19 protein-coding genes and 1 pseudogene are annotated in these 23,348 nt (G+C 66.2%); 9 read left to right on the plus strand and 11 right to left on the minus strand.

The features are described 5' to 3' along the window. The first annotated feature begins 167 nt into the window (after positions 1–167). Together DFR29_RS12730 and DFR29_RS12735 are read left to right on the plus strand one after the other, a co-directional pair. The gene (locus DFR29_RS12730) at positions 168–2,672 is read left to right on the plus strand and encodes a serine/threonine-protein kinase (protein ID WP_133818992.1); all 2,505 of its coding nucleotides are present in this window, start codon (positions 168–170) and stop codon (positions 2,670–2,672) included. A gap of 10 nt (positions 2,673–2,682) precedes the next feature. Continuing rightward, positions 2,683–3,414, plus strand: coding sequence for an NRDE family protein (locus tag DFR29_RS12735; RefSeq protein WP_133818993.1), 732 nt, complete (start codon positions 2,683–2,685; stop codon positions 3,412–3,414). A 229-nt stretch (positions 3,415–3,643) separates the two neighbouring features. Here DFR29_RS12735 and phoU read toward each other — a convergent pair whose 3' ends face one another. The 6 genes from phoU to DFR29_RS12765 all read right to left on the minus strand — a co-directional run bounded on the left by phoU (position 3,644) and on the right by DFR29_RS12765 (position 9,281). After that, on the minus strand, positions 3,644–4,360 hold the full coding sequence (phoU, locus tag DFR29_RS12740; protein ID WP_133818994.1) for a phosphate signaling complex protein PhoU: 717 nt from the start codon (positions 4,358–4,360) through the stop codon (positions 3,644–3,646). An 83-nt stretch (positions 4,361–4,443) separates the two neighbouring features. Next, positions 4,444–5,268: a phosphate ABC transporter ATP-binding protein PstB gene (gene pstB, locus DFR29_RS12745; protein ID WP_133818995.1), complete on the minus strand. Its 825-nt coding sequence runs from the start codon at positions 5,266–5,268 to the stop codon at positions 4,444–4,446. Then, positions 5,261–6,121, minus strand: a complete 861-nt coding sequence (gene pstA, locus DFR29_RS12750) for a phosphate ABC transporter permease PstA (RefSeq protein WP_133818996.1) — start codon at positions 6,119–6,121, stop codon at positions 5,261–5,263. The genes pstB and pstA overlap by 8 nt, the downstream gene beginning before the upstream one ends. Beyond that, the gene (gene pstC, locus DFR29_RS12755) at positions 6,118–7,116 is read right to left on the minus strand and encodes a phosphate ABC transporter permease subunit PstC (protein ID WP_133818997.1); all 999 of its coding nucleotides are present in this window, start codon (positions 7,114–7,116) and stop codon (positions 6,118–6,120) included. The genes pstA and pstC overlap by 4 nt, the downstream gene beginning before the upstream one ends. A gap of 79 nt (positions 7,117–7,195) precedes the next feature. Then, positions 7,196–8,176, minus strand: a complete 981-nt coding sequence (pstS, locus tag DFR29_RS12760) for a phosphate ABC transporter substrate-binding protein PstS (protein ID WP_243746052.1) — start codon at positions 8,174–8,176, stop codon at positions 7,196–7,198. 322 nt (positions 8,177–8,498) lie between these two features. Continuing rightward, positions 8,499–9,281: an enoyl-CoA hydratase-related protein gene (locus tag DFR29_RS12765; protein WP_133818999.1), complete on the minus strand. Its 783-nt coding sequence runs from the start codon at positions 9,279–9,281 to the stop codon at positions 8,499–8,501. Between the two features lie 217 nt (positions 9,282–9,498). Here DFR29_RS12765 and bamJ point away from each other — a divergent pair, with 217 nt between their 5' ends. Further along, positions 9,499–10,179 (plus strand): BamJ family beta-barrel-assembly machinery protein, encoded by a 681-nt coding sequence (bamJ, locus tag DFR29_RS12770; RefSeq protein ID WP_133819000.1) that lies wholly within the window; start codon positions 9,499–9,501, stop codon positions 10,177–10,179. A 197-nt stretch (positions 10,180–10,376) separates the two neighbouring features. Continuing rightward, positions 10,377–13,127, plus strand: a complete 2,751-nt coding sequence (locus DFR29_RS12775; RefSeq protein WP_133819001.1) for a serine/threonine-protein kinase — start codon at positions 10,377–10,379, stop codon at positions 13,125–13,127. A 12-nt stretch (positions 13,128–13,139) separates the two neighbouring features. Here the strand turns inward: DFR29_RS12775 and DFR29_RS12780 are convergent, their stop codons facing one another. Further along, positions 13,140–13,961, minus strand: coding sequence for a hypothetical protein (locus DFR29_RS12780; RefSeq protein WP_133819002.1), 822 nt, complete (start codon positions 13,959–13,961; stop codon positions 13,140–13,142). A gap of 302 nt (positions 13,962–14,263) precedes the next feature. On the opposite strand from DFR29_RS12780, the gene DFR29_RS12785 reads away from it, so the two are divergent. Then, entirely contained in the window at positions 14,264–15,478 is a 1,215-nt protein-coding gene (locus DFR29_RS12785; protein ID WP_166654059.1) for a trypsin-like serine protease, read from the plus strand. A gap of 57 nt (positions 15,479–15,535) precedes the next feature. On the opposite strand, the gene DFR29_RS12790 is transcribed toward DFR29_RS12785, so the two are convergent. Beyond that, positions 15,536–15,907 carry a hypothetical protein gene (locus DFR29_RS12790; protein ID WP_133819004.1) on the minus strand — a complete coding sequence of 124 codons (372 nt, stop codon included), beginning with the start codon at positions 15,905–15,907 and terminating at the stop codon, positions 15,536–15,538. Positions 15,908–15,972: 65 nt separating this feature from the next. On the opposite strand from DFR29_RS12790, the pseudogene DFR29_RS12800 reads away from it, so the two are divergent. Together DFR29_RS12800 and DFR29_RS12805 are read left to right on the plus strand one after the other, a co-directional pair. Beyond that, positions 15,973–16,778 (plus strand): annotated as a pseudogene (locus DFR29_RS12800) (CoA pyrophosphatase). Continuing rightward, positions 16,775–17,623: a sulfurtransferase gene (locus DFR29_RS12805; protein WP_133819007.1), complete on the plus strand. Its 849-nt coding sequence runs from the start codon at positions 16,775–16,777 to the stop codon at positions 17,621–17,623. Before DFR29_RS12800 ends, DFR29_RS12805 begins: the two are co-directional and overlap by 4 nt. A 116-nt stretch (positions 17,624–17,739) precedes the next feature. Here the strand turns inward: DFR29_RS12805 and DFR29_RS12810 are convergent, their stop codons facing one another. Continuing rightward, complete coding sequence (locus tag DFR29_RS12810) at positions 17,740–18,498, minus strand: enoyl-CoA hydratase/isomerase family protein (protein WP_133819008.1); 759 nt, start codon at positions 18,496–18,498, stop codon at positions 17,740–17,742. Between the two features lie 125 nt (positions 18,499–18,623). Between DFR29_RS12810 and DFR29_RS12815 the strand changes: the two genes are divergently transcribed. Together DFR29_RS12815 and DFR29_RS12820 are read left to right on the plus strand one after the other, a co-directional pair. Beyond that, the gene (locus tag DFR29_RS12815) at positions 18,624–19,106 is read left to right on the plus strand and encodes a copper chaperone PCu(A)C (RefSeq protein ID WP_133819009.1); all 483 of its coding nucleotides are present in this window, start codon (positions 18,624–18,626) and stop codon (positions 19,104–19,106) included. Between the two features lie 27 nt (positions 19,107–19,133). Further along, a complete protein-coding gene (locus tag DFR29_RS12820; RefSeq protein WP_133819010.1) occupies positions 19,134–19,703 on the plus strand; it encodes a GNAT family N-acetyltransferase in 570 nt (189 codons plus the stop codon). A 145-nt stretch (positions 19,704–19,848) separates the two neighbouring features. Here the strand turns inward: DFR29_RS12820 and DFR29_RS12825 are convergent, their stop codons facing one another. Further along, a complete protein-coding gene (locus DFR29_RS12825; RefSeq protein ID WP_133819011.1) occupies positions 19,849–20,313 on the minus strand; it encodes an acyl-CoA thioesterase in 465 nt (154 codons plus the stop codon). Further along, on the minus strand, positions 20,313–23,171 hold the full coding sequence (gene uvrA, locus DFR29_RS12830; protein WP_133819012.1) for an excinuclease ABC subunit UvrA: 2,859 nt from the start codon (positions 23,169–23,171) through the stop codon (positions 20,313–20,315). The genes DFR29_RS12825 and uvrA overlap by 1 nt, the downstream gene beginning before the upstream one ends. Positions 23,172–23,348: the final 177 nt, after the last annotated feature.

Raw genomic sequence — 23,348 nt, forward strand, 5'->3', positions numbered from 1 at the left:
CGCGCGGCATGGGCCGCGCGTGTCCTGCGGCGTCGGCGAAAACACGGCCGGACAAGGCCGCAGACCGCCCGTACAGGCGTCCGGACCGGCCACGGCAGCTATCGGTGAGGGCTGCTATGCTTGGCCTATAGCCGCCTGTCCGCGGCGTCACCGGCCTGATACAGCGCATGATCGATATTCCCGGGTACCGCGTAGTGCGCCCGCTGGGGCGGGGCGGCATGGCCACGGTATATCTCGCGTTGCAGGAATCGGTAGACCGCGAGGTAGCGCTCAAGGTGATGTCGCCGACCCTGCTGGCCGATCCCACGTATGGCGAACGCTTCCTGCGCGAGGCACGCATCGCCGCCCGCCTGCACCATCCCCACGTGGTGGGCATCCACGACGTGGGCCGGCATGGCGACTATTTCTACATTGCGATGGAGTACATCGCCGGCGGGCCGGTGCTGCACGACGACGGCAAGGCCCGCGACGTACCGTTCACCCTGCGCGTAGTGCGCGAGATTGCCAAGGCGCTGGGTTATGCCAACAGCAAGAGCTTCGTGCATCGCGATGTCAAGCCCGACAACATCCTGCTGCGCGAGGACGGCTCGTCGGCACTGACCGATTTCGGCATTGCCCGCGCCAACGATTCGGCCACGCGCATGACGCGTACCGGCGCCGTTGTCGGCACGCCGCACTACATGAGTCCGGAACAGGCGCGAGGGCGCGGCCTGGACGGGCGCTCCGACCTGTATAGCCTCGGCATCGTCATGTACGAACTGCTGGCCGGGCGCGTGCCTTACCACGCCGAGGACTCCCTCGCGGTCGGCATCATGCATATCACCCAGCCGGTGCCGCTGCTGCCGGTGGAATACAAGGCGCTGCAGCCGACCCTGGACCTGCTGCTGGCCAAGGAACCCGAGCAGCGCTTCCAGGACGGCAACGCCGTCGCCACCGCAATCGAGCAGATCGAGCGCCGGCTGGAACGCGGCGAACTGCGCGAGCTGCTGCAGGGGCGCACGGCCTCGGCGCCGACCATGGCCTTGCCCTCGATCACGCCGCTGGACCCCGGCGCGCGTGCCGAGCCGCGGTTCGGCACCATCGACTTGGTCGACAGCAGCCCGCAGCGCTTTTCCCGCATCAGCGAGCGGCGCGACAACAAAGCCAAGCGCAACAACCTGGGGCCGTGGCTATTTACCGGAGCTATGGTTGCGCTGGTGGCCGTCGCGGCGTTTACGCTGTGGCGCAACCAGGACAAATTGCGCGCCTTGCTGCCGCGCACCGAACTCAATGACGTGCTGGTGCGGGCGGAGAACGCGCTGGCCAAGGGCAAGCTCAGTGGCAATGCCGGCGACAGCGCCCGCGAGCTGTTCGAATCGGCCCGTGTGATCGACCCCGACAACGACATTGCCCGCGCCGGCCTGCGCCGCGTTGGCGAAGCGCTGGTAGCCGAAGCCGTGGCGGCGACGCAGCGCCGCGACTACGCCGTCGCGCATGCGCGCCTGGCCGATGCACGCGCGCTGCTGGCCGGTGGTACCGCGGTCGACAAGGCGGCGGCGGAACTGAAGCTGGCCGAGGCGCAGAACACCGAGGTCGCCAGCCTGTTTGACCAGGCAGAAGCTGCCCTGGCTGCCGGCAAGCTGCTCGACGCCGGTGGTGCGGTCGATCTGTACGAGCGCGTGCTGGCCAGCGACAGCGGCAACGCACCGGCCCAGGCCGGCCTGCGCAAGACCGGCGCCGCGCTTGCCGCGCAGACGCGCGATTTGTTGAATCAGGGAAAAGTGGACGAAGCGACGACACGCATCGAAGCGATCGCCCGCGCGCTGCCCAACGATCCGTCGCTGCCCAACCTGCGCGCAGAGCTGACCGCCGCACGCGGCAACGCCACGGCGGCGCTCGACGCGCAGCTCAGGCGCGGCCAGGAACTGCTGCGATCCGGTCGTGTCGACGGCCCCGGCGAAGAAACCGCGCTGGCCCAGTTCAAGGCCGTGCTGGCGCGCGATCCGAACAACAGCGGTGCCCGCGCCGGCCTGGCCCAGGTGGCGCAGGCGCTGATCGTGCAGGCGAATGCAGCGCTGGAAGAAAGCAATTCCAGCGTGGCGGAGCGGCTGATCCGCCAGGCCGAGCAGTTGGCGCCCGGTTCGGCCGACCTGGCCGCCGTGCGCAGCCGCCTGCGCGACCTGCGTGAACAGGTGGAAATTGCTGCATCGCGGCCGGTGCTGACGCCCGAGCAGCAGCAGAAGCTGACGGCCAACCTCGCTGCGGCAGGCCAGGCGGCGCAAGCCGGCAACCTGATCATGCCGCCGGGTACTTCCGCCTACGACAAATACCGCGCCGTGCTCGCCCTGGACGGCAGCAATGCGCAGGCCCAGGCGGGTCTGCAGGCCTTGCCGCAAATCGCCCGCGACCAGTTCAACCAGGCGCTGGGCGAACAGAAGCTGGCGCGAGCGCGCGACATGATCGATACGCTGGAGCAGCTGTCGCCGTCCGATGCCGCGCTGACTACCTTGCGTGCCCGCCTGGCCGAAGCGCTGCTCGACGAAGCCGAGCGGCGCGTGGCCGAGAACCGCCCGGGCGAGGCGCGCCGCGCGCTGGATGCGGCGCGCGGCCTGAGCCCGGCCAATCCGCGCCTGGGCGGCGTGGAGCAGAAGCTGCGCGAACTGTCGCCCGCTGCGGGCGGCAACGGCCTGTAGGAGGCGATGCATGTGCCTGTTGCTGTTGGCCCTCGATGCAGTGCCGGGACGGCCGGTCGTGCTGCTGGGCAATCGCGACGAATTTCATGCGCGCCCCAGCGCTGCCGCGGCGCCCTGGGCAGACCTGCCCGGCGTGATCGGCGGCCGCGACCTGGAAGCCGGCGGTAGCTGGCTGGCCGCGCATCGCAGTGGACGCATCGCCGCGGTGACCAATATCCGACTGCTCACGCAGCAGCGCGGCAGCCGTTCGCGCGGCGATCTGGTGCGCGATTTCGTCGCCGGCGAAGCCGGTGCAGCCGCGCAGATGCAGCTGCTACAGCGGCGGGTCGGCGACTACGCGCCGTTCAACCTGGTGCTGATCGATGCGCATGAGGCCTGGTGCCTGGAAAGCCCCAGCGCCAGGGCGCAGCGGCTGCAGCCGGGCGTACACCTGATCAGCAACGGTCCGCTGGACGCGCCCTGGCCGAAGATGCAGCGGCTGCGCGAACGCTTTGTGCAAACGGTTGCCGGCGGCGGCAATGACGACGCGCTGCTGGATCTGCTGGCCGATACCCAGCAGCCAGCCGATGCGGCGCTGCCCGACACCGGCATAGGTCTGGAGCGGGAGCGCTTCCTTGCGCCGATCTTCATCCGTGGAGAAAGCTACGGCACGCGGGCAAGTACCTTGGCCTGGCGCGACGGAGCAGGCCGCATCGGCCTGCACGAACGCCGCTTCGGGCCGGGCGGCTTGGCGCTCCCGTAGGGCGCGATGAGCGCAGCGAATTGCGCCGCGCAGCGATTGGTTTTGCCGTGGGCAGGAAGGGTGCGAAGGTGCAATTCGCTTTTCTCATCGCACCCTACGGGGACTATTCCGTGGGGTGCGATGCGGAATAGCCCTTCGTTGGCAGGGCTTCGTGGCGGCTATGCCTCGATGCGGGGGTTCGCCTGCGGCTCACCCCAACCTGCGCACGCTGCATTTTCTATTTCTACTTTCAGTCGACCAGGGTGCTGGTGTGGTCGCCCTTGCGCCGCTCTTCCACCAGCGGCCGCGCGTGCACGAGGAAGTACACGTTCTCGGCGATATTGGTGGCGTGGTCGCCGATGCGTTCGATGTTCTTGGCCATGAACAGCAGGTGCGTGCACGGGGTGATGTTGCGCGGGTCTTCCATCATGTAGGTAAGCAGTTCGCGGAACATCGCCGTATACAAGGTGTCGAGCTGCACATCGCGCTTCCACACTTCGTGCGCGGCGACAGCGTCGCTGCGGCGGTAGGCATCGAGCACGTCGCGCAGCATGCCGCCGGCGACCTGGGCGAGGTGCGGCAGGCTGGCCGCCGGACGCATCGGCGCGTTCTGGTTCAGTGCGATGGCACGCTTGGCGACGTTGGCGGCATAGTCGCCGATACGCTCGATGTCGGCGGCGATGCGCAGCGCCGCCAGTACGTCGCGCAGGTCGCGTGCGATCGGCTGGCGCAGGGCGAGCAGGCGCAGCACATCGTGGCTGACGTCGTGTTCCAGCGCGTCGATGGCGTTGTCGCCTTCGACCACACGCGCGGCCAGGTCGCTGTTGCGCTCTTCCACAGCGGCAGCAGCCATGGCCAGCTGCTCGCCGGCCAGCTGGCCCATGCGCGTGATTTCGTCGAGCAGGCGCGCGAGTTCCGCGTCGTAGCTCTTGATGATGTGTTCGTGCGTGATCGGAGTTTCGCTCATGATCGTTGCGTTCGCGTCCAGGAAGCTCTGAAAAGCGGCGTAAGCCGCCGACGTGGTATGGCTCGCCCGATCCGGGCGCGCGCCTAGCCGAAGCGGCCGGTGATGTAGTCTTCCGTCTGCTGCTTGCTGGGCCGGGTGAACATGGTTTCCGTCTCGCCGAATTCGATCAGCTCGCCCAGGTACATGAAGGCGGTGAAGTCGGAGCAGCGCGCCGCCTGCTGCATGTTGTGGGTGACGATGGCGATGGTGAAGTCTTTCTTCAGTTCTTCCACCAACTGCTCGATCTTGCCGGTGGCGATCGGGTCCAGCGCCGAGGTCGGCTCGTCGAACAGGATCACCTCGGGCCGGAGCGCGATGGCGCGGGCGATGCACAAGCGCTGCTGCTGGCCGCCGGAAAGGCCCAGCGCGCTGCCTTTGAGCTTGTCCTTGGCCTCGTCCCAGATCGCCGCCTGGCGCAGTGCCTGCTCGACGCGGATGTCCATGTCGGCGCGCGACAGCTTCTCGTAGTGCTTGATGCCGTAGGCGATGTTGTCGTAGATCGACATCGGGAACGGCACCGGCTTCTGGAACACCATGCCGACCTTGGAGCGCAGCCGGTTCAGCGGATAGTGCGGATCGAGCACGTTCTCGCCGTCGAGCATCACTTCGCCGCGCGCTTCCAGCTTGGGGTAGATGGAATAAATGCGGTTGAAGATGCGCAGCAGGGTCGACTTGCCGCAGCCGGACGGGCCGATGATGGCGGTCACGCGTTTTTCCGGAATATCCATGTGGATATTTTTCAGCGCGTGGAAGCCGTCATAGTAGAAGTTCAGATTGCGCGCGGTGATCTTCGCGGCAGCGGTGGCCTGGCCGGCCGCCGCTGCATTCACGTTGAGCGAGGCCGCGACGGCCAGGTTCAGATTAGTCATTGGCTACCTTCCGGCGGGCGATGATGGCGCGGGCGATGAGGCTGATGCAGAGCACGAACACGGTGACCATGAACGCGCCGGCCCAGGCCAGCTCGTGCCAGGTGTCGTAGGGGCTCATGGCGTACTGGAAGACGACGACGGGCACGCTGGCGAGCGGGCCAGACAGGTCGTGGCTCCAGAACTGGTTGTTGAGCGCAGTAAACAGCAGCGGCGCGGTTTCGCCGCTGATGCGCGCCAGCGCCAGCAGGATGCCGGTGACGATGCCGGGCAGGGCGGAGCGGTACAGCACCTGCACGGTCACTTTCCACTGCGGTACACCCAGGCTCAGCGCCGCTTCGCGCATCTGGCTGGGTACCAGCTTGAGCATTTCGTCGGTGGTGCGCACGACGACGGGCAGTACGATCAGGGCCAGCGTGATCGCGCCGGCGAAGCCCGAGAAATGCCCCATCGGCCGCACCACCAGGGTGTAGACGAACAGGCCGAGTACGATCGATGGTGCCGACAGCAGGATGTCGTTGATGAAGCGGATCGCTTCGCCCAGGTAGGAGCGGCGCGCGTATTCGGCCAGGAAGGTGCCGGCGAGAATACCGACCGGCGTGCCCATGAGGATGGCGAGAATGCTCATCAGCATGCTGCCGAAGAACGCGTTGGCCAGGCCGCCGTCTTCGCCCGGCGGCGGCGTCATCTGGTAGAACAGTTCCGGCTTCAGCGCGCCGATGCCGTTGACCAGCGTCGTCCAGAGGATCCACACCAGCCAGAACAGGCCGAACAGGGTGGCGGCGCTGGCCATGACCAGCGCGATGCTGTTCTTCAGGCGCCGGCGGCGATAGAGCTTTTCTGCGATCGCGCTCATTTCGCACCCTCGTTGCGGTTCAGCCGCATCAGCATCAGCTTGGCAATGGCCAGCACCACGAAGGTGACGATGAACAGCAGGAAACCCAGTGCGACCAGCGACGACTGGTAGATTTCGCTGTCCGCCTCGGAGAACTCGTTGGCGATGGTGGCGGCGATGGAATTGCCCGGCATCAGCAGCGATGCCGTCAGGTGATGCGCATTGCCGAGTACGAAGGTCACCGCCATGGTTTCGCCGAGCGCGCGGCCCAGGCCGAGGAACACGCCGCCGATAACCGCCGAACGCGTATACGGCAGCACCACGTTCCAGGACACTTCCCAGGTGGTCGAGCCCAGCGCATAGGCCGATTCCTTCAGCCGCGTGGGCACGGTGAGAAACACTTCGCGCATCACCGAGGAAATGAACGGAATCACCATGATGGCCAGCACGATGCCGGCAGTGAGCATGCCGATGCCCAGCGGCGGGCCCTGGAACAGCGGGCCGAGAATGGGCAGCGGACCGAGGTATTTGTTGAGGAACGGGATGACCGTGCTCGACATCACCGGTACGAAAACGAACAGGCCCCACATGCCGTAGATGATCGACGGAATGCCGGCGAGCAGTTCGATCGCGGAAGCCACCGGCGTGCGCAGCCAGGGCGGTGCGACTTCGGTCAGGAACAGGGCGATGCCGAAGCTGACCGGTACTGCGATCAGCATCGCGATCAGCGCGGTGACCAGGGTGCCGTAGATCGGCACCAAGGCGCCGAACTTGTGGCCGACGGCATCCCAGTCGGTGGTGGTGAGAAACGAGATTCCAAAGGTGGAGAAGGCCAGTTTGCCGCCCCACAGCATGGAGAAGGCGGCGCCGGCCAGGGCTAGCAGAACGAACAGGCCGGCACCGGTGACGAGATAGCGGAAGGCATTGTCGGCGCGGCGATCGGATTCGGCGCGACGGGCGGTATTGTCGTTGTGCGCGGCGAGCGCGCTTGCAGGCAAGGCTTGGTCGGTGCTCATGCGTCAGTCACGGGGCTGGCGGTGAAGAACACGGAAGGGGCGAAGCGCTTGCGCGCTTCGCCCCCGTGCATGAGTGCTATCAGGCTTTGATCTCGGCGGCCCAGTAGGCCTCGATCTGCTTGACCAGTTCATCGGGCAGCGGCACGAAGTCCAGCGCCTCGGCCTGGGCCTTGCCGTTTTCCAGCGCCCACTTGAAGAAGGCCAGGGCGTTCTTGCTGCGCGCGGCATCCTTGGGCTGCTTGTACATCAGGATGAAGTTGGTGGCGGCGATCGGCCAGGAGGTTTCGCCCGGCGCGTTGGTGATGATGAGATAGAAGTCTTTGGCGTTCTTCCAGTCGGCGCTGGCGGCAGCGGCCTGGAAGCTTTCGCGGCTGGGCTGCACGAACTTGCCAGCGGCGTTCTGCACGGCGCCATAGGTCATCTTGTTCTGCAGCGAATACGCCAGTTCCACGTAGCCGATGGAGCCCGGGATCTGCTTCACATAGGCGGCGACGCCTTCGTTACCCTTGCCGCCGACGCCGACCGGCCACTGCACCGAGGTGCCTTCGCCGATCTTCTGCTTCCACTCCGGCGACACCTTGGACAGGTAGTTCACCCAGTTGAAGGTGGTGCCGGAACCGTCGGAGCGATGCACTACGGTGATCAGCGCGTCGGGCAGGGTGATGCCGGCGTTGACGGCGACAATTTGTGGATCGTTCCACTTGGTGACTTTGCCGAGGAAGATGTCGGCCAGCAGCGGACCGGTGAACTGGATCTTGCCCGGGGCCACGCCCTGGATATTGACCACCGGTACCACGCCGCCGATGACCGACGGGAACTGGCCCAGGCCGGCTTCGGCGAGTTCCTTGGATTCCAGCGGCTTGTCGGACGAGCCGAAATCGACCGTGCCGGCCTTGATCTGGGCGATGCCGCCGCCGGAGCCGATCGACTGGTAGTTGATCTTGTTACCCGTTGCCTGGCTGTAGTCGGCCGACCACTTGGACATGACCGGGTAGACGAAGGTGGCGCCAGCACCGGTGATGTCGGCGGCCTGGACGGTGAAGGCGGCAGCGCTGACGATGCCGGCGAGGGCGAGGCGGGTCGTGAGGGACCTGAGCACGGGAAACTCCTTGGAAGGCGGCGATTGAGGCTTGCTGTTCGCCGCGCTTTGTACGCGTGCTGTGTTGCAGTCGCGTGGGAGTTTTGTTGCAGCTGTGTGACAGGGCTGGAGCTAAGGCATTGAAACGGCGCTGTGGCGCGCCTGAATGCCGTCGCCGGGCGGCTTGGGATTGTCACCGTTGTGAAATATTCGGACGCGCTGGCCGGTGGTTTCGGCCGCACCCGGCCGCCGCGCCGCAGACCCGGCGAGCTGCCGGGCCTGCGGCGAAAATGGCCGCTGCGAGCTATTTGCCGGAAAACACCGCTTTGCGTTTTTCCAGGAAAGCCTGAGTGCCTTCACGCATATCGGCCGTGGAGCAACACAGGGCAAAGGCCTGGCTTTCGAATTCCAGGGCCGGGTCCATGGCGCAGTCCGCGCCCAGGATGACGGCGTCGAGGATGCCGGCCAGGGCAATCGGCGCGGCTGCGGCGAGCTGGTCGGTAACGGCCGCGATTTCGTCGTCGAGCCGGTCCGGTGCCACCACCCGGTTGAGCACGCCAAGAGCGAGGGCGCGCGCGGCGTCGATCGGTGCGCCGAGCAGGCACAGCTCCAGCGCGGCGCTGCGGCCGGCCAGCCGAGTCAGGCGCTGGGTGCCGCCGAAGCCGGGAATCACGCCGAGATTGATTTCGGGCTGGCCCAGGCGGGCTTTTTCGCTGGCGATGCGCAGATGGCAGCTCATCGCCAGCTCCATGCCACCGCCCAGGGCAAAGCCCTGGATGCGCGCGACGATGGGCTTGCCGGTACGTTCCATGCCGCGCATCAGGTTCTGTCCGGCACGCGAGAAAGCCTGCGCCTCGATCGGGCTGAGTTTGGCCAGCTCGGCAATATCGGCCCCGGCAACAAAGGCCTTTTCGCCGGCACCCGCCAGCACGATCACGCGTACGCCGCTGTCTTCGCGGGCGGCGCGGAAGGCCTGGTCCAGCTCCTGCAAGGTGAGCAAATTCAGCGCGTTGAGCTTGTCGGGCCGGTTGATGACGATGCTGCGGACCGCGCCGCGGTCGCTGACAAGCAGATTCTGGTAAGGCATGAGCGCTCCAGCAGACGGAAAACGCCGATGGTAGCAGGGGGCAGGCGGGCGCCGTTCAGCTTGGGCTGGGCAGTCTGCGGCGGCCGTGCCGGAAGGAATCCGGCGGAAACCGGCCCTGCGCCGCGGTAGCCGCTGACGGACACCTTCGCTATCATGGCCAACTCTTTGCGGCCGCCGCCTCTGGTCCGGCCTTTCGCGTTTTTCATTGGAGGTAAGCATGAATTTGCGTTGGTCTGTCGCCGCAGCGGCGCTGCTCGCGACCGGTGTCGTCGTCGCACAGGACACCACGAGTGAGAAAGGCAAGCTGAGCTACTCCATCGGCTATCAGATCGGCAACGATTTCGTCGAGCGCAAGATGGACGTGGATATCAACACCATCATTCGTGCGATGCAGGATGGCTACAGCAAGAAGAATCCGGCCATCAGCGAAGAAGCCATGCGCGATGTGCTCGGCAAGATGCAGCAGAAGATGATGACCGAGGCCAAGGCCGAGTTCGACAAGATCTCGTCCGAGAACAAGGCCAAGAGCCAGCGCTTCATGGCCGAGAACAAGTCGAAGAAGAACGTGGTTTCGACCCAGTCCGGCCTGCAGTACCGCGTCATCGAGGAAGGCAGCGGCGCCCGCGCCACGGTCAACAGCGATGTCACCGTGCACTACCGCGGTTCGCTCAGCACCGGCCTGGAATTCGACAGCTCGTTCGCTCGCGGCGAGCCGGTGCATTTCAAGGTGAAAGACGTGATCAAGGGCTGGCAGGAAGCACTGCCGCTGATGCGCCAGGGCGACCATTGGCAGCTGTTCGTGCCGCCGGAACTCGCCTACGGCGACCGCGGCCAGCCGCCGCGCATCGGCCCGAACGAGGCGCTGGTGTTCGAGATCAAGCTGATCGAAGTCAAGTAAAGCCTGCAAGTTGCAGAACGAAAAAACCGCGCATTGCGCGGTTTTTTCTTTTGTGCCGGAGAAAATTGAAGCCGGATGCCGATCGGCCCACAATGCGGCGGCATGGGCGAAGCGCATCCAAAGCGGCTGTATGGCAATCCGGTGGCTGACTGCGGCGCCGGCATGCGTGCCTGCCGCAACCGCCAGGCGCCGCACCGATGAACAGGTCCGCAGCGCACGCGGCGCAGCTCAATGCGCTGCTGGAGCAAGCGCTTGATCTCGACGCGGAACCGCGCCGCGACTTTCTGGCCAGGCTGCGCGACGAGGCCCCGGGCCTGCATGCCGAACTGGCCGAGTTGCTGGCCCTGGCCGAAGCGCCCGCGCCCTGGCTCGATCCGGCCCAGCTCGACCGGCGTGCCGCGTGGTCGGTGCTAGGCAGCCAGGACATCGGCAGCGAAGCCGGCGAGCGCATCGGGCCGTGGCGGCTGCTGCGGCGCATCGGCAGCGGTGGCATGGGCAGCGTGTTCGAAGTGTCGCGGGAAGACGGCGGTTTCGCCCAGAGCGCGGCGCTGAAGCTGATCCGCGCCGACCTTGCCACGCCGGGATTCTTCACCCATTTCGAACGCGAACGCCAGATACTCGCGTCGCTGAATCATCCGGGCGTAGCCCATCTGCTCGACGGTGGACGGCTCGCCGACGGAAGGCCGTACCTTGTCATGGAATACGTCGATGGCCTGCGCATCGACGACTGGTGCGACGAACGGCGTCTCGACCTCGACGCGCGCCTGGCCCTGGTAGTGCAGGTTGCCGAAGCGCTCGATCATGCGCATGCGCGCCGCGTCGTGCATCGCGATCTGAAGCCGTCGAACATCGTGGTGACGGGCGACGGCGTGGTCAAGCTGCTCGACTTCGGCATTGCCAAGGTGTTGCACAGCGATGCGGCGGCTGCGCCGCTACAGCAGACCGCGACGCAGCTGTTCACGCCGGACTACGCCACGCCCGAGCAGTTGCGCGGCGAGCCCAGCGATGTGTATTCCGATGTCTATCAGCTGGGCCTGCTGCTGTACGAACTTGCCTGTGGCCAGCGCGCGCAGCAGCCGGCCGACTTGTCTGCGGCGGCGCTGGAGCGCGCCATCTGCCTCGACGATCCGCCGCTGCCCAGTGCCGCCGCGGCGGCCAGTCCGCCGCAGATCGCGGCCAAGATCGGCGGTCTTGCGCCTGCTGCGCTGGCGCGGCGCCTGCGCAGCGATCTCGACCTGATCGTGATGAAGGCGCTGCGCAAGCAGCCGTCGCGGCGCTATGCCTCGGTACGCGACCTCGTCGACGACCTGCGCCGCTGGCAGCACCACCGGCCAGTAAGGGCGCGGCCGGAAACGCTGCGTTATCGCACGGCGCGCTTCGTGCGCCGGCATGCCTGGGCGGTTGCCGGTGTTGCCGTGCTGTTCGCGCTGACCGCGGCTTATGCGCTGATGGCGACGCTGCAGGCGCGGGAAATAGCGCGTCAGCGCGATCTCGCCCAGACCGAAGTGCGCAAGGCGCAACAGGTCAAGTCGCTGGTGCTGCGTCTGTTCGAAGGTGCCGACCCCGAGCGCGGCGCGGGCGCCGAGCTGAGCGCCCGCGAGCTGCTCGATTTCGGCTGGCAGGCGATCGACGCCGAACTCGATGCGCAGCCTGAAGTACAAGTGGAACTGTTGACAACCGTCGGCGAAACCTACCGCCAGCTCGGCAGCTACGACAAGGCCGAGCCGCTGTTCAATCGCGCGCGGGAACTGGCCCAGGCCCATGTGCAGGTGCCGGCGACCGCGCGCGCCGCCGTGCTGCGCGGCCTGGGCGCCTTGACGACGACGCTGGGCCGCTTCGAAGAAGCCGAAGCATTGCTGCGGCAGGCCGAGGAGCTGTTCCGGCAGGGCGGACCGTCAGCACAGGCCGACCTGGCCCGGACCATCAACGATCGTGGCGTGCTGGCGCAGATGCGCGCTGACTATGTTGGTGCCGAACCCCTGTTCCGCGCCGCCCTCGCCCAGCGCCGCGCCTTGTTCGGCGAGCGGCATCGCGATGTTGCCGAAACCCTGGCCGGGTTGGGCAACACCTTGCAGGTGCGTGGCGACTATCACGCGGCGGAACCGTTCCTGCGCCAGTCGCTGGCGTTGAACCGGCAACTGCGGCCCGCCGGCCATCCGATCATCGCCAGTTCGCTGGCAGCGCTGGCCGAGCTGGAACGCAGTCTTGGCCACTTCGCGGTGGCCGAGGCGCTGTATCGCGAAGCGCTGGCCGATATGAGCAAGTCGCGCGGTGGCGAACATGTATACACCGCCACGCTGATGAACAATCTCGCGCGCGTGCTGAAGGCGCAGCGCAAGAACGACGAGGCCGAGTCGCTGCTGCTGCACGCGCTGGCGATACGACGCAAGCAACTGGGCGAGCAGCATCCGACCGTGGCGATGAATCTGGGCGACCTGGGCTGGGTGGTGGAAGGCGCCGGCAAGCTCGATGCCGCCGAAGGCTATTACCGCGAAGCACTGGCACATTACGCCGCCGATCATCCCTGGCGCTCGTCGGCCGTGTTCAATCTCGGCAGCGTGCTGGAAAAGCGCGGCGATCTTGCCGGCGCCGAACGGCAGTATCGCGAAGCGCTGGCGGCGCAACGCGAGCAATACGGTGCCGAGCACGAAGTGGTTGGCATCGACCTGCGCCAGCTTGGTGTGGTGCTGTCAAAGCAAGGGCGCAAGGACGAGGCACAGGCCTCGCTGCGCCAGGCGCTGCAGATTTTCGAGAAGCGCCTGGACGCCGACGACCCGCGCATCGCCGATGCGCTGCTGGCGCTGCGCGGCAGCCTGCCCGACGCGCCGGACAGCAAAGCCGAAGCACTGCAGTTGCTGCGCCGCGCGCATGCCATACGTGTGAAGGCCTACGGTTCGGACGACGCGCGCACGGGCGAACTTGCGGCGCAGCTCGCCCGCGTGCCTTGAGCAGCGATGGCCTCAGCGGCAACTGCCGCTGACAGTGACCTCGATGCTGTAGTGGTTCGGGTCAGGCTCGCCTTCGATCAGGTTCTCGCCTTCCTCGACCAGGTCGGGCGCATCGATGTCCAGCATCAGTGTCGAGCCGCCCGGACGCAGGAGGATTGTCGCGGCGAACTGTGTGTCGGTGCCGGGTTCGAGGCCCGGCAGCGCATGCTCTACCTGCACCGAGCCGTTCGAACTCTGTCGCGTGAGGCGATTCTTTGTCGGCGTCGACGCGCCGCCACCGACGTTGCCCGTGCGGTAGCTGAAAGGAAACGCGCACTCGCCACCCTGCGGCTTGCCGTCGGCTGCCGACACGACGATCTGTTCGCCGGTCCAGCTTGCCGACGACGTGCCGATCTGCAACTGGCCCATCGCGATCAGATTGGCGATCGGCAGGGCCAGCAGCTGGCCCTGGCCGGGCAGCCCGGTCGGCGGCATTTCGCCCTGGTCGTCGTCGCTGTGGGTGGTGAACTTGCCCAGCAGGATGCAGCTGCTGCTGTTGCGGGTAGGCACGCGGATCTCGGCCAGGGTCGCACGTCCCGATTTTCCGGTCAGCCAGAGCTGTGCCTGCTCGCGCACGGCGGCGCCGGCGCCCAGCGGGCAATTGCTCGGCACGAGCGCGATATCCGGATAGACGAAGGCGCCGTCGTGGCGTGTCAGTGTGGCGCGCAGGCCGCTTGCTGCAACGCGCTGCAAGCGCAGTTCATAGCCGCGTTCCGGCGTGGTTTCCGCTGCGCCGGCGCTGTCGCCGAGCAGCGCAATGAACAGGATGGCGTACGGCAGGCTGCGGAATTTCATGATCGTTGTCCTTTCAGGGTGCCGCCAGGCCCTGTGCCGGGCGGTCGTCTGCTCTAGTCGCGGTTTCGCGGCAAAACCCGCCATGACGACAACGATTGCCGGTCTTGCATACGAACGTGGCGGGTTTTTCCCGCGTTCGCCGACTAGTTGTGCTGACAGCGATGAAAAGCGGCCGGCAAGCACGCGCCGAGACCGACCGCCAGCGCGACGGAGACGTCGCATCCGCATTGTTGTGGAGGAGTGGACTACCCCTGTCAGGTGTCGTCGCGCGTCGACGCTGCTACTTACCTAAAGGAATCTGTATGAAACGCACTTATTTGTACGCTACGGCCGCGTCGCTGCTGTTCTCCTTCGCCGGTGTCGTGTCGGCCCAGTCCGTCGAAAGCGCACCGGCGCCGCTGCAGTTCGGCCAGGATCTTCAGGTTGATGCCGGCCTTGCCGCCAAGGCCGGCATTCCGGCGCAGGTATGGCGCTGGGCCGGCGTCGTCAACGGCGACCGCAGCGATACTGCCGGTAGCGACGGCTCGCGCCGCAAGGGAAGCGACAGCGACGAAGCTGATGCAAAGCACAGCGAAGCCTGGATCGCGGTCAACGTGAAGACCGGCTACAGCTATCGCGTCGAGGTACCGCGCGAGGTCTCGCACACGTTCTATCGGCAGGCATTACAGGCCGGCCTGACCGGCAGCAATGCGGGAACTGCCGTCAACGGCAGCGAGGCGGACGCTGCAGGTCTGAAAGGCTGGAGCGACGGCATCGACACGCGCACACGCCGTTTCGACAATACGACCTTTCCGTTCCGCGCCATGGGCCAGCTCGGCGGCGGCAATACCAGCGGCTGCTCCGGTACCCTGGTCGGGCGCCGCCACGTGCTGACTGCCGCGCACTGCCTGTACAACCGCGACAGCGAAACCTGGAGCCTGGGCGCCATCTTCCGTCCGGGCCGCGAAGGCACCTGCAACGATGCCTCCTGCGAGCCCTACGGCGAACACACCGGCGAGTGGTTCTTCACACCCGAAGCCTACCGCACCAGCACGAGCTGGGCCGACGACTACGGCATCATGGTGCTCGACACGGCGCCGGGCGACACCACCGGCTGGCTTGGCTACGTGGCGATCAGCGAATCCAGCCTGCGCGATTACTGCGATGACGACGCTTCCGGCAGCGGCCGCTGCTTCAACCGTGGCTATCCGGCCTGTGGCCTGTCCGGTGCGCCGGCTTCGTGCCAGCAGGGCTGGGCTTACCAGGATACGAACAACTGCCAGATCGGCAGCTTCAGCTCGACCGATGCGGACGGCTGGAAGGCGCGCTATTCGACGGCCTGCGACCTGAGCGGCGGTCATTCCGGTTCAGCCGTCTACACCGACGTGTGGGCCGGCAGCAGCGACGTTGTAGTCGGTGTCGTCAGCACGCAGACCTGCTCGACCTGCTCGGCCTCCGACGACTTCCCCAATGGCATCCGCCGCATTACGCCGGAAGTGCTCGACTGGATTGCCTACTTCAAGTCCACCCGGCCGTAACACACCCGGCGAAACGCAGGCAAACCATGGCGCGGGCCTTGCAGCCCGCGCCGTTTTCTATTCGTAGCTGGCGCCGGAAAGCTCGTCCAGCGCCTGCTCCATCTCGGCCTTGATACGGTTGATCAGGCGCATGGCGGGCTCGGCCTCGCCCTTGTCCGGCGACTGGCCGGTGGCGACGGCTGCGCCGCGGGCGATGGTATCGGCGTCGCCGTCGTCGACAAATTGCGCAAGGTATACATAGCCACGGGCCAGGCCTTCGCGCAGTTCCGGGTGGCCAGGGGCGACTTCATGCAGCAGAAAACGCAGCGCGGCGCGGATGCGGTCCTTCGGATAGGGCAGCAGCGATTGGGGCAGCCCGTACACGCCGGGAGCGACGTGGGCGAGCACCTTGCCGTAATCGCTGACAACCCGGGTGGCAAGTGCGAGCATGCTCAACCGTTGTGCAGTGCAGGGGTGTTGTAATCTAGCAACGTAATCGCCACATTCCTACGACGATGTTCTCAGTACAACCCACCGGAATCATCCTCACTCCCTGTATCGGCGTCTGCGCGCTGGACGCGCTGGGCTATTGCGAAGGCTGCCACCGCACCGGCGCGGAGATCGCCGCCTGGCGCAGCCTCAGCGACGAGCAGCGCCGTCATTTCATGGCCGAAGTGCTGCCGCAGCGCGAGCGTGAACGTTCATGAGCGCCCAGGCCGACAAGGCCGCCGCGCTGAAGCTTTCCCTGCGCACCCTGGACGATCCGCCTTCGCTGCCGGGCTGGAACCATGCCGAACTGGCCGACCTGCTCGGCGACAGCGTGCGCACGCCGGCCGCAGTGCTGGTGCCGCTCGTGCGGCGCGGCAGCGAATGTTCGGTACTGTTCACCCGGCGCAACGAAGGCATGCGCACGCATGCCGGCCAGGTGAGTTTTCCGGGCGGACGCATCGAACGCGACGATGCCGACGCGATTGCCGCGGCGGTGCGCGAAACCGAAGAGGAAACCGGTATCCAGCGCTCGTTGGTGCGGCCGCTGGGCTTTCTCGACTGTTTCGAGACCATCAGCGGTTTCGGCGTCACGCCGGTAGTCGCCGAGGTGGAGGCGGGCTATACCCTGGCCCCCGACCCGCGCGAAGTGGCCGAAGTGTTCGAAGTTCCTTTGCCTTTTCTGCTCGACGTGGCCAATGTGCGGCGCAGCCAGATCGATTGGCGCGGGCGCCGGCGTGAGATCTACGAATACGACTTCGAAGGCCGGCGTATCTGGGGCGCGACCGCCGCCATGCTGGTGAACCTGTTGCGCCGAATGGAGGCCATGCCGTGAATTTCACCACCCTGATTTCACCGCAGGAACTCGCCGGCCATTGCGGCAGCGAGGAACTGCTGATCGTCGATTGCCGCTTCGAACTGAGCGACACCGCCAAGGGCGAGCAGGCCTGGCGTCAGTCGCATCTGCCCGGTGCGCACTACGCTCATCTGGACCGCGATCTGTCCGACCTGCGCAAGAGTGGACTGGGCCGCCACCCGCTGCCCGATATCGACACCTTTGCCGACGTGCTGGTGCGCTGGGGCTGGCGTCCGGACATGCAGGTCGTCGCCTACGACGACGCCGCGGGTTCCACCGCGGCGCGGCTGTGGTGGATGTTGCGCCTGGTCGGCCATCAGCGTGCGGCCGTGCTCGACGGCGGTTTCGCCGCATGGTCGGCGACTGGCCTGCCGCTGAGCAACCTGGCGCCACCGCAGGCCGGCGGCGAGGTAGACCTGGCTTTTGCCAAAGATGAAATCGTATACGCCGACGAGTTGAGCCGCGGCCTGCACGATGGCAGCGTGCTGCTGCTGGACGCCCGCGGCGGTGCGCGTTTCCGCGGCGAAGTGGAACCGATAGACCCGGTCGCCGGGCATATTCCCGGCGCGCGCAACCGGCCGTTCAGCGACAACATGGGCGGCAACGGCCTGTTCAAGCATCCGGATGAACTGCGCGATGAATTCGAGACGGTGATAGCCGGCTATGTGCCGGAACAGGTGGTGCATTCCTGTGGCTCCGGCGTCACCGCCTGCCACAACCTGCTGGCGATGGAGCATGCAGGGCTGGGCGGCTCGCGCATCTTCGCGCCGTCGTGGAGCGGCTGGATCGCCGATCCGGCGCGACCGGTCGCGCGCGGCGCCTGAGCGTTGCGCTGCCGGCTTTTCCTGGTGCGGCGAAATACAGTTCGGCCTGGCCTGGACCGGCAAGACAGCCGGTCCGGCTGGAGGGACGTCTTATGCGAGCCGCGGCAGCGATGGATTCAGCCGGCCTTGGCGCGCAGCTTGGCGACGAGTTCGCGCAGCACGCGCTGGGACTCCTCGCCGAACCAGCCGTCGACGTATTCGTCCACATTGAAGGACTCGATGCCGGCGAAGCCGTCGGCCAGGTCGGCGCGGGCGATGCGCCGAGTCTCGCTCATCGAACGCGGCGGCAATACCAGCAGTTCCTTCAGCCATAGCTGCGCGCGCGCGGTGACATGGTCGACATCGACCAGTTCGTCGACGAAGCCGATGCGCAGTGCTTCCTCTGAATCGACCATCGCGCCGGCGACCATCAGGCGCTCGGCCCGGAATGCGCCGACCAGGCGGCGCAGGCCGCGCTGGATCGGTTCCGGCACGACCAAGCCGACCTGCACTTCGTTCAGGCCGATGCGGTAGGTGCCGCGCGCCATCACGCGGTAGTCGCAGAAGATCGACAGTACCGCGCCGCCGGCGGGGCTGTGGCCGGTGATCGCCGCGACACTGGGAATCGGCGAGCGCGCCAGTGCCGCGCAGGTGCCGAACAGATCGCGCCAGACCTGGGCCATGCCCGGCCGGTCCAGCTGCAGCAGCGAAGGCACGTCCAGCCCACCGGAAAACAGGCCGCTGCGGCCGGAAAGAATGATGCCGCGGGCGCCGTCGCGCGGCGCCGCTTCGATGGCTTCGCGCAGCGCGCGGATCAGGCCCGCGTCCAGCGCATTGACCGGCGGTCGGGCCAGGCGCAGTTCGAGAATGTCGTCATGGCGGATCAGGTCGAGCATGGGGAATCTCCACAGGCGGGCGCGGCACTTCAGGAGGCTGCGACCATGGGTCGCAGCGGTTCGCCGCGGGAAGGGCGTAGACGCCAATTATCATAGCCAGAAATCTGTGGCCGAAAGGAAAGTCCATGCAGGGTCAGCGTTTTGTGTCGATTGGCGCGATGGTTGCCGGCCTGGCCGTGGCGTGCCTGTTACCGGCGACGTCCCACGCGGCCGGCGTTCTGCGGGTCGAAGCCGCATGGATACGCAGCGCGCCACCGGGTGTGCCGATGCGCGCCGGCTATGCGACGCTGCGCAACAGCGGCGATGCGGCGCTGGTGATCGAGCGGGCCAGCAGCACACAGTTCGGTGCCGTAAGCATCCATGCGACCATCAACGAAGACGGCGTCGCGCGCATGCGCGAACTGCCGCCGATCCGACTGGCGCCTGGCGAAAGCGTGGTACTGGAACCGGGCGGCAAGCACCTGATGCTGATGCAGCCTAACGCCGAACTCGCTGCCGGCGCCAAGGCCGTGCTGCATTTTGAAATGGACAATGGATCTTCAACCGACGCCGAATTCGTCGTACGCGATGCGCCGGCAACAGCCGGCGATCATGCCCATCACCATTGAGCTGAACCATACCGGAGCCTGGCGCGCATGGACCTGTCGTCATCGAGCATACGTAGCGGCGAAGGTGTGTTGCTGCGGCCCTGGCAGCCGATGGATACAGATGCGCTGTATGGCGCGGTCGATGTATCGCGCGCGCAGCTGATGCAGTGGCTGCCCTGGTGTTCGGATGCCTATTGTCGCGCCGATACGGTGGCCTGGATCGATTTCTGCCGCGCAAGCTGGGCACAGCAGCGCGAATTTCCGATGGGTGTGTTCGATGCCGTCAGCGGCGAGGTACTCGGTGGTATCGGCATCAACCATCTGGATCGCGCCAATCGTCGCGGCGCTATGGGCTACTGGGTGGCGACACCGCGCAGCGGGCAGGGCATTGCGCGCCGCGCCGCGCGGCTGGCGGCGGACTTCGCCTTCGCGGATTTGCAGCTCAACCGCATCGAGATCGTGATATTGCCCGACAACATAGCCAGCCGGCGCGTCGCCCAGGCGCTGAGCGCACGCTGGGAATGCGATGCGCGCGAACGTATCGTTCACCATGGCGAAGCGCGTAGCGCATCGATCTATTCGCTGCTGCGCGCCGACTTCGCTGCGCCCCAAACGTAGGGTGATTTCACCGGGTGAATTCGTAAGGTGCGATGAGCGCAGCGAATTGCACCGCAAGGTATCGGCGACAGCCTCCGTCACAGGCTCCTGCGGCGCAATTCGCTTGCGCTCATCGCGCCCTACGTGAAGCGCAAGGCGGTCGCTGTCAGCGGCAGGCCTGCCGTACCACCCCCGGCAAGGCGGCCGAACGGCCGCTGGCGGCATCGATCCAGACCAGCACGACATGGCCGTCCGAATACAGCAGTGCCGCGTCGTCGGCCGCAACGATGCGATGTGCGATGGTGAGTGAAGTGTTGCCGATGCGTTCGGCATACAGCTCCACGGCGATCGCGTTGGGCCACTGCAGCTGGCGCCGGTAGTTCACGTGCGTGGCGGCCAGAACCGGCTTGCCGTTGTCGCTGGCCCAGATGCCCTCAATGCGGTCCATCCAGACCAGGCGCGCCTCTTCCAGATAGCTGAGGAACATCGCGTTGTTGACGTGATTGAACGCATCCAGATCGCGCCAGCGCACTTGCAGCGGTATGCGTGCCAGCAGCTTCGGCGCCACGCTGGCGCCGCTGCTGGCATCGTTCGCTGCGGGTGTCGAGGTGTCGCTGTTGCGCCCGGCCATCAGGCGGCTTCCTTTTTCTTGCCGTTGGCGCTTTTGCCGGGCAGCAGCCGGGTGAGGAAGCGTCCGGTATGCGAGGCCGGATTGGCGGCGACTTGTTCCGGCGTGCCGCTGGCGATGATCTGGCCGCCGCGGTGGCCGCCTTCGGGGCCAAGGTCGATGACCCAGTCGGCAGTCTTGATCACGTCGAGATTGTGCTCGATCACGACGACGGTATTGCCGTCTTCGGCCAGGCGCTGCAATACCTGCAGCAGCTGTTCGATGTCGTGGAAATGCAGGCCGGTGGTGGGTTCGTCAAGAATATACAAAGTACGGCCGGTGTCGCGCTTGGACAGTTCCCGCGACAGCTTCACGCGCTGCGCTTCGCCGCCGGACAAGGTGGTCGCGCTCTGGCCCAGCTTTATGTAGCTCAGGCCGACGTGCATCAGGGTTTCCAGCTTGCGCGCCAGGGTTGGCACCGGCTCGAACAGCTTGTGCGCGTCTTCCACTGTCATCTCCAGTACGTCGGAGATGCTGTAGCCCTTGTAGGTGATGTCCAGCGTCTCGCGGTTGTAGCGCTTGCCGTGGCACAGGTCGCAGGGTACGTAGACGTCGGGCAGGAAGTGCATTTCCACCTTGATCATGCCGTCGCCTTCGCAGGCTTCGCAGCGGCCGCCCTTGACGTTGAAGCTGAAACGGCCTGCGCCATAGCCGCGCGCGCGGGATTCGGGCACCTGGGCGAACAGCTCGCGCAACGGCGTGAACAGGCCGGTATAGGTGGCCGGGTTGGAGCGCGGCGTGCGGCCGATCGGCGACTGGTCGATGTCGACTACCTTGTCGAACAGGTCCATTCCCTGCGCTTTCTTGTACGCGGCGGGCTTTTCGCCGGCGCCGTTGAGTTCGGCCGCGGCCAGGCGGTACAAGGTGTCGTTGATCAGGGTGGATTTGCCCGAGCCGGAAACGCCGGTGACGCAGGTGAACAGGCCTGCCGGAATTTCCAGGTCTACATTTTTTAAATTGTTGCCGCTGGCGCCGAGGATGCGCAGCGTGCGCTTGGGGTCGGCTTTACGCCGTTGCTTGGGCAGGGCGATGCGGCGCTTGCCCGACAGGTATTGGCCGGTCAGCGAGCGCGGGCTTTTCAGCACGTCCTTGAGCGAGCCCTGGGCGACGATCTCGCCGCCATGCACGCCGGCGCCGGGGCCGATGTCGAGGATGTAGTCGGCCAGGCGGATCGCGTCTTCGTCGTGCTCGACCACGATCACCGTATTGCCCAGGTCGCGCAGGCGCGTGAGCGTGCCGAGCAGGCGTTCGTTGTCGCGCTGGTGCAGGCCGATGGAGGGCTCGTCCAGCACGTACATCACACCGACCAGCCCGGCGCCGATCTGGCTGGCCAGGCGGATGCGCTGCGCTTCGCCGCCGGAGAGCGAGTCGGCCTGGCGGTCCAGGGTGAGATAGTCCAGGCCGACGTCGACGAGAAAGCGCAGGCGCTCGCGGATTTCCTTGACGATCTTGGCGGCAATTTCGCCGCGCCAGCCGGCCAGGACCAGGTTCTGGAAGAAGTCCAGCGAGGCGTCGATCGGCAGCGCAGTCAGCGACGACAGGTTGCTGTCGGCGACGAATACGTTGCGCGCCGACCGGTTCAGGCGCTGGCCCTGGCAGTCGGGGCAGGGGCGGGCGCTGATGAACTTGGCCAGTTCCTCGCGCACGGCCGGCGATTCGGTTTCCTTGTAGCGCCGTTCTAGGTTGTTGACGATGCCTTCGAAGCGATGCTTGCGCGCCTGGCTGGTGCCGCTTTCGCTCAGGTACTTGAAGCTGATGACCTCGTCGCCGGAGCCGAACAGCACCGCCTGCTGGTTTGCCTTCGACAGCTTTTCCCAAGGCGTGTCGATATCGAAGCCGTAGTGCTTGGCCAGGGAAAGTATCAATTGGAAATAGTATGCATTGCGCCGGTCCCAGCCGCGTACGGCGCCGGCGGCAAGGCTGTGTTCCGGATGGACGACGACGCGGGCCGGGTCGAAGAACTGGCTGACGCCCAGGCCGTCGCAGCCGGGGCAGGCGCCCAGCGGCGAGTTGAACGAGAACAGGCGCGGCTCCAGCTCGGGCAGCGAGTAGTCGCAGATCGGGCAGGAAAAGCGCGAGGAATACAGGGTTTCCGGCGTTGCCGGCACGTCCAGGTTGGCCACGATCACCAGCCCGTCGCCCAGGCGTAGCGCGGTCTCGAACGATTCGGCCAGGCGCTGCTTCAGGTCGGCCTTGGGCCGGAAACGGTCGACCACGACTTCGATGGTGTGCTTCTGGCGCAGTGCCAGCGCAGGCACTGCATCGAGTTCGTAGACTGCGCCATTGACGCGTGCACGCACGAAACCCTGTGCGCGCAATTGCTCGAAGACCTGTACGTGTTCGCCTTTGCGCTCGCGCACCACCGGTGCGAGCAGCATGTAGCGCTGGTCCGGATTCAGCGCGAGGGTCGCATCGACCATCTGGCTGACGGTCTGTGCCTCCAGCGGAATACCGTGGTCAGGACAGCGCGGCGTGCCGACACGGGCGAACAGCAGGCGCAGGTAGTCGTAGATTTCGGTAATGGTGCCGACGGTGGAGCGCGGATTGTGCGAGGTCGACTTCTGCTCGATCGAAATGGCCGGCGACAGGCCTTCGATATGGTCGACGTCGGGCTTTTCCATCACCGAGAGGAATTGCCGCGCATAGGCCGACAGCGACTCGACATAGCGCCGCTGGCCTTCCGCATAGATGGTGTCGAAGGCCAGCGACGACTTGCCCGAACCGGACAGCCCGGTGATCACGATCAGGCTGTCCCGGGGCAGGTCGACATCGATGTTCTTCAGATTGTGCGTACGCGCGCCGCGGATGCGGATCGTATCCATGGGGGATTTGGGCATTGGGGTCAGCGAAGTAGTATGCGCCGCGCTTTGCCGGCGGCGCGTGAGAGGTGAGGTCGGCACCGGTGTTTTCCAATCAGGGCAGAAATGGAGCTATAAGACCGAATGAGGACAGATTCCGCCCTGATTCAGTGCTGCATTCGTGCTCAAACGGTAGTGCCC

Source organism: Tahibacter aquaticus (assembly GCF_004363655.1).
GTDB lineage: Bacteria > Pseudomonadota > Gammaproteobacteria > Xanthomonadales > Rhodanobacteraceae > Tahibacter > Tahibacter aquaticus.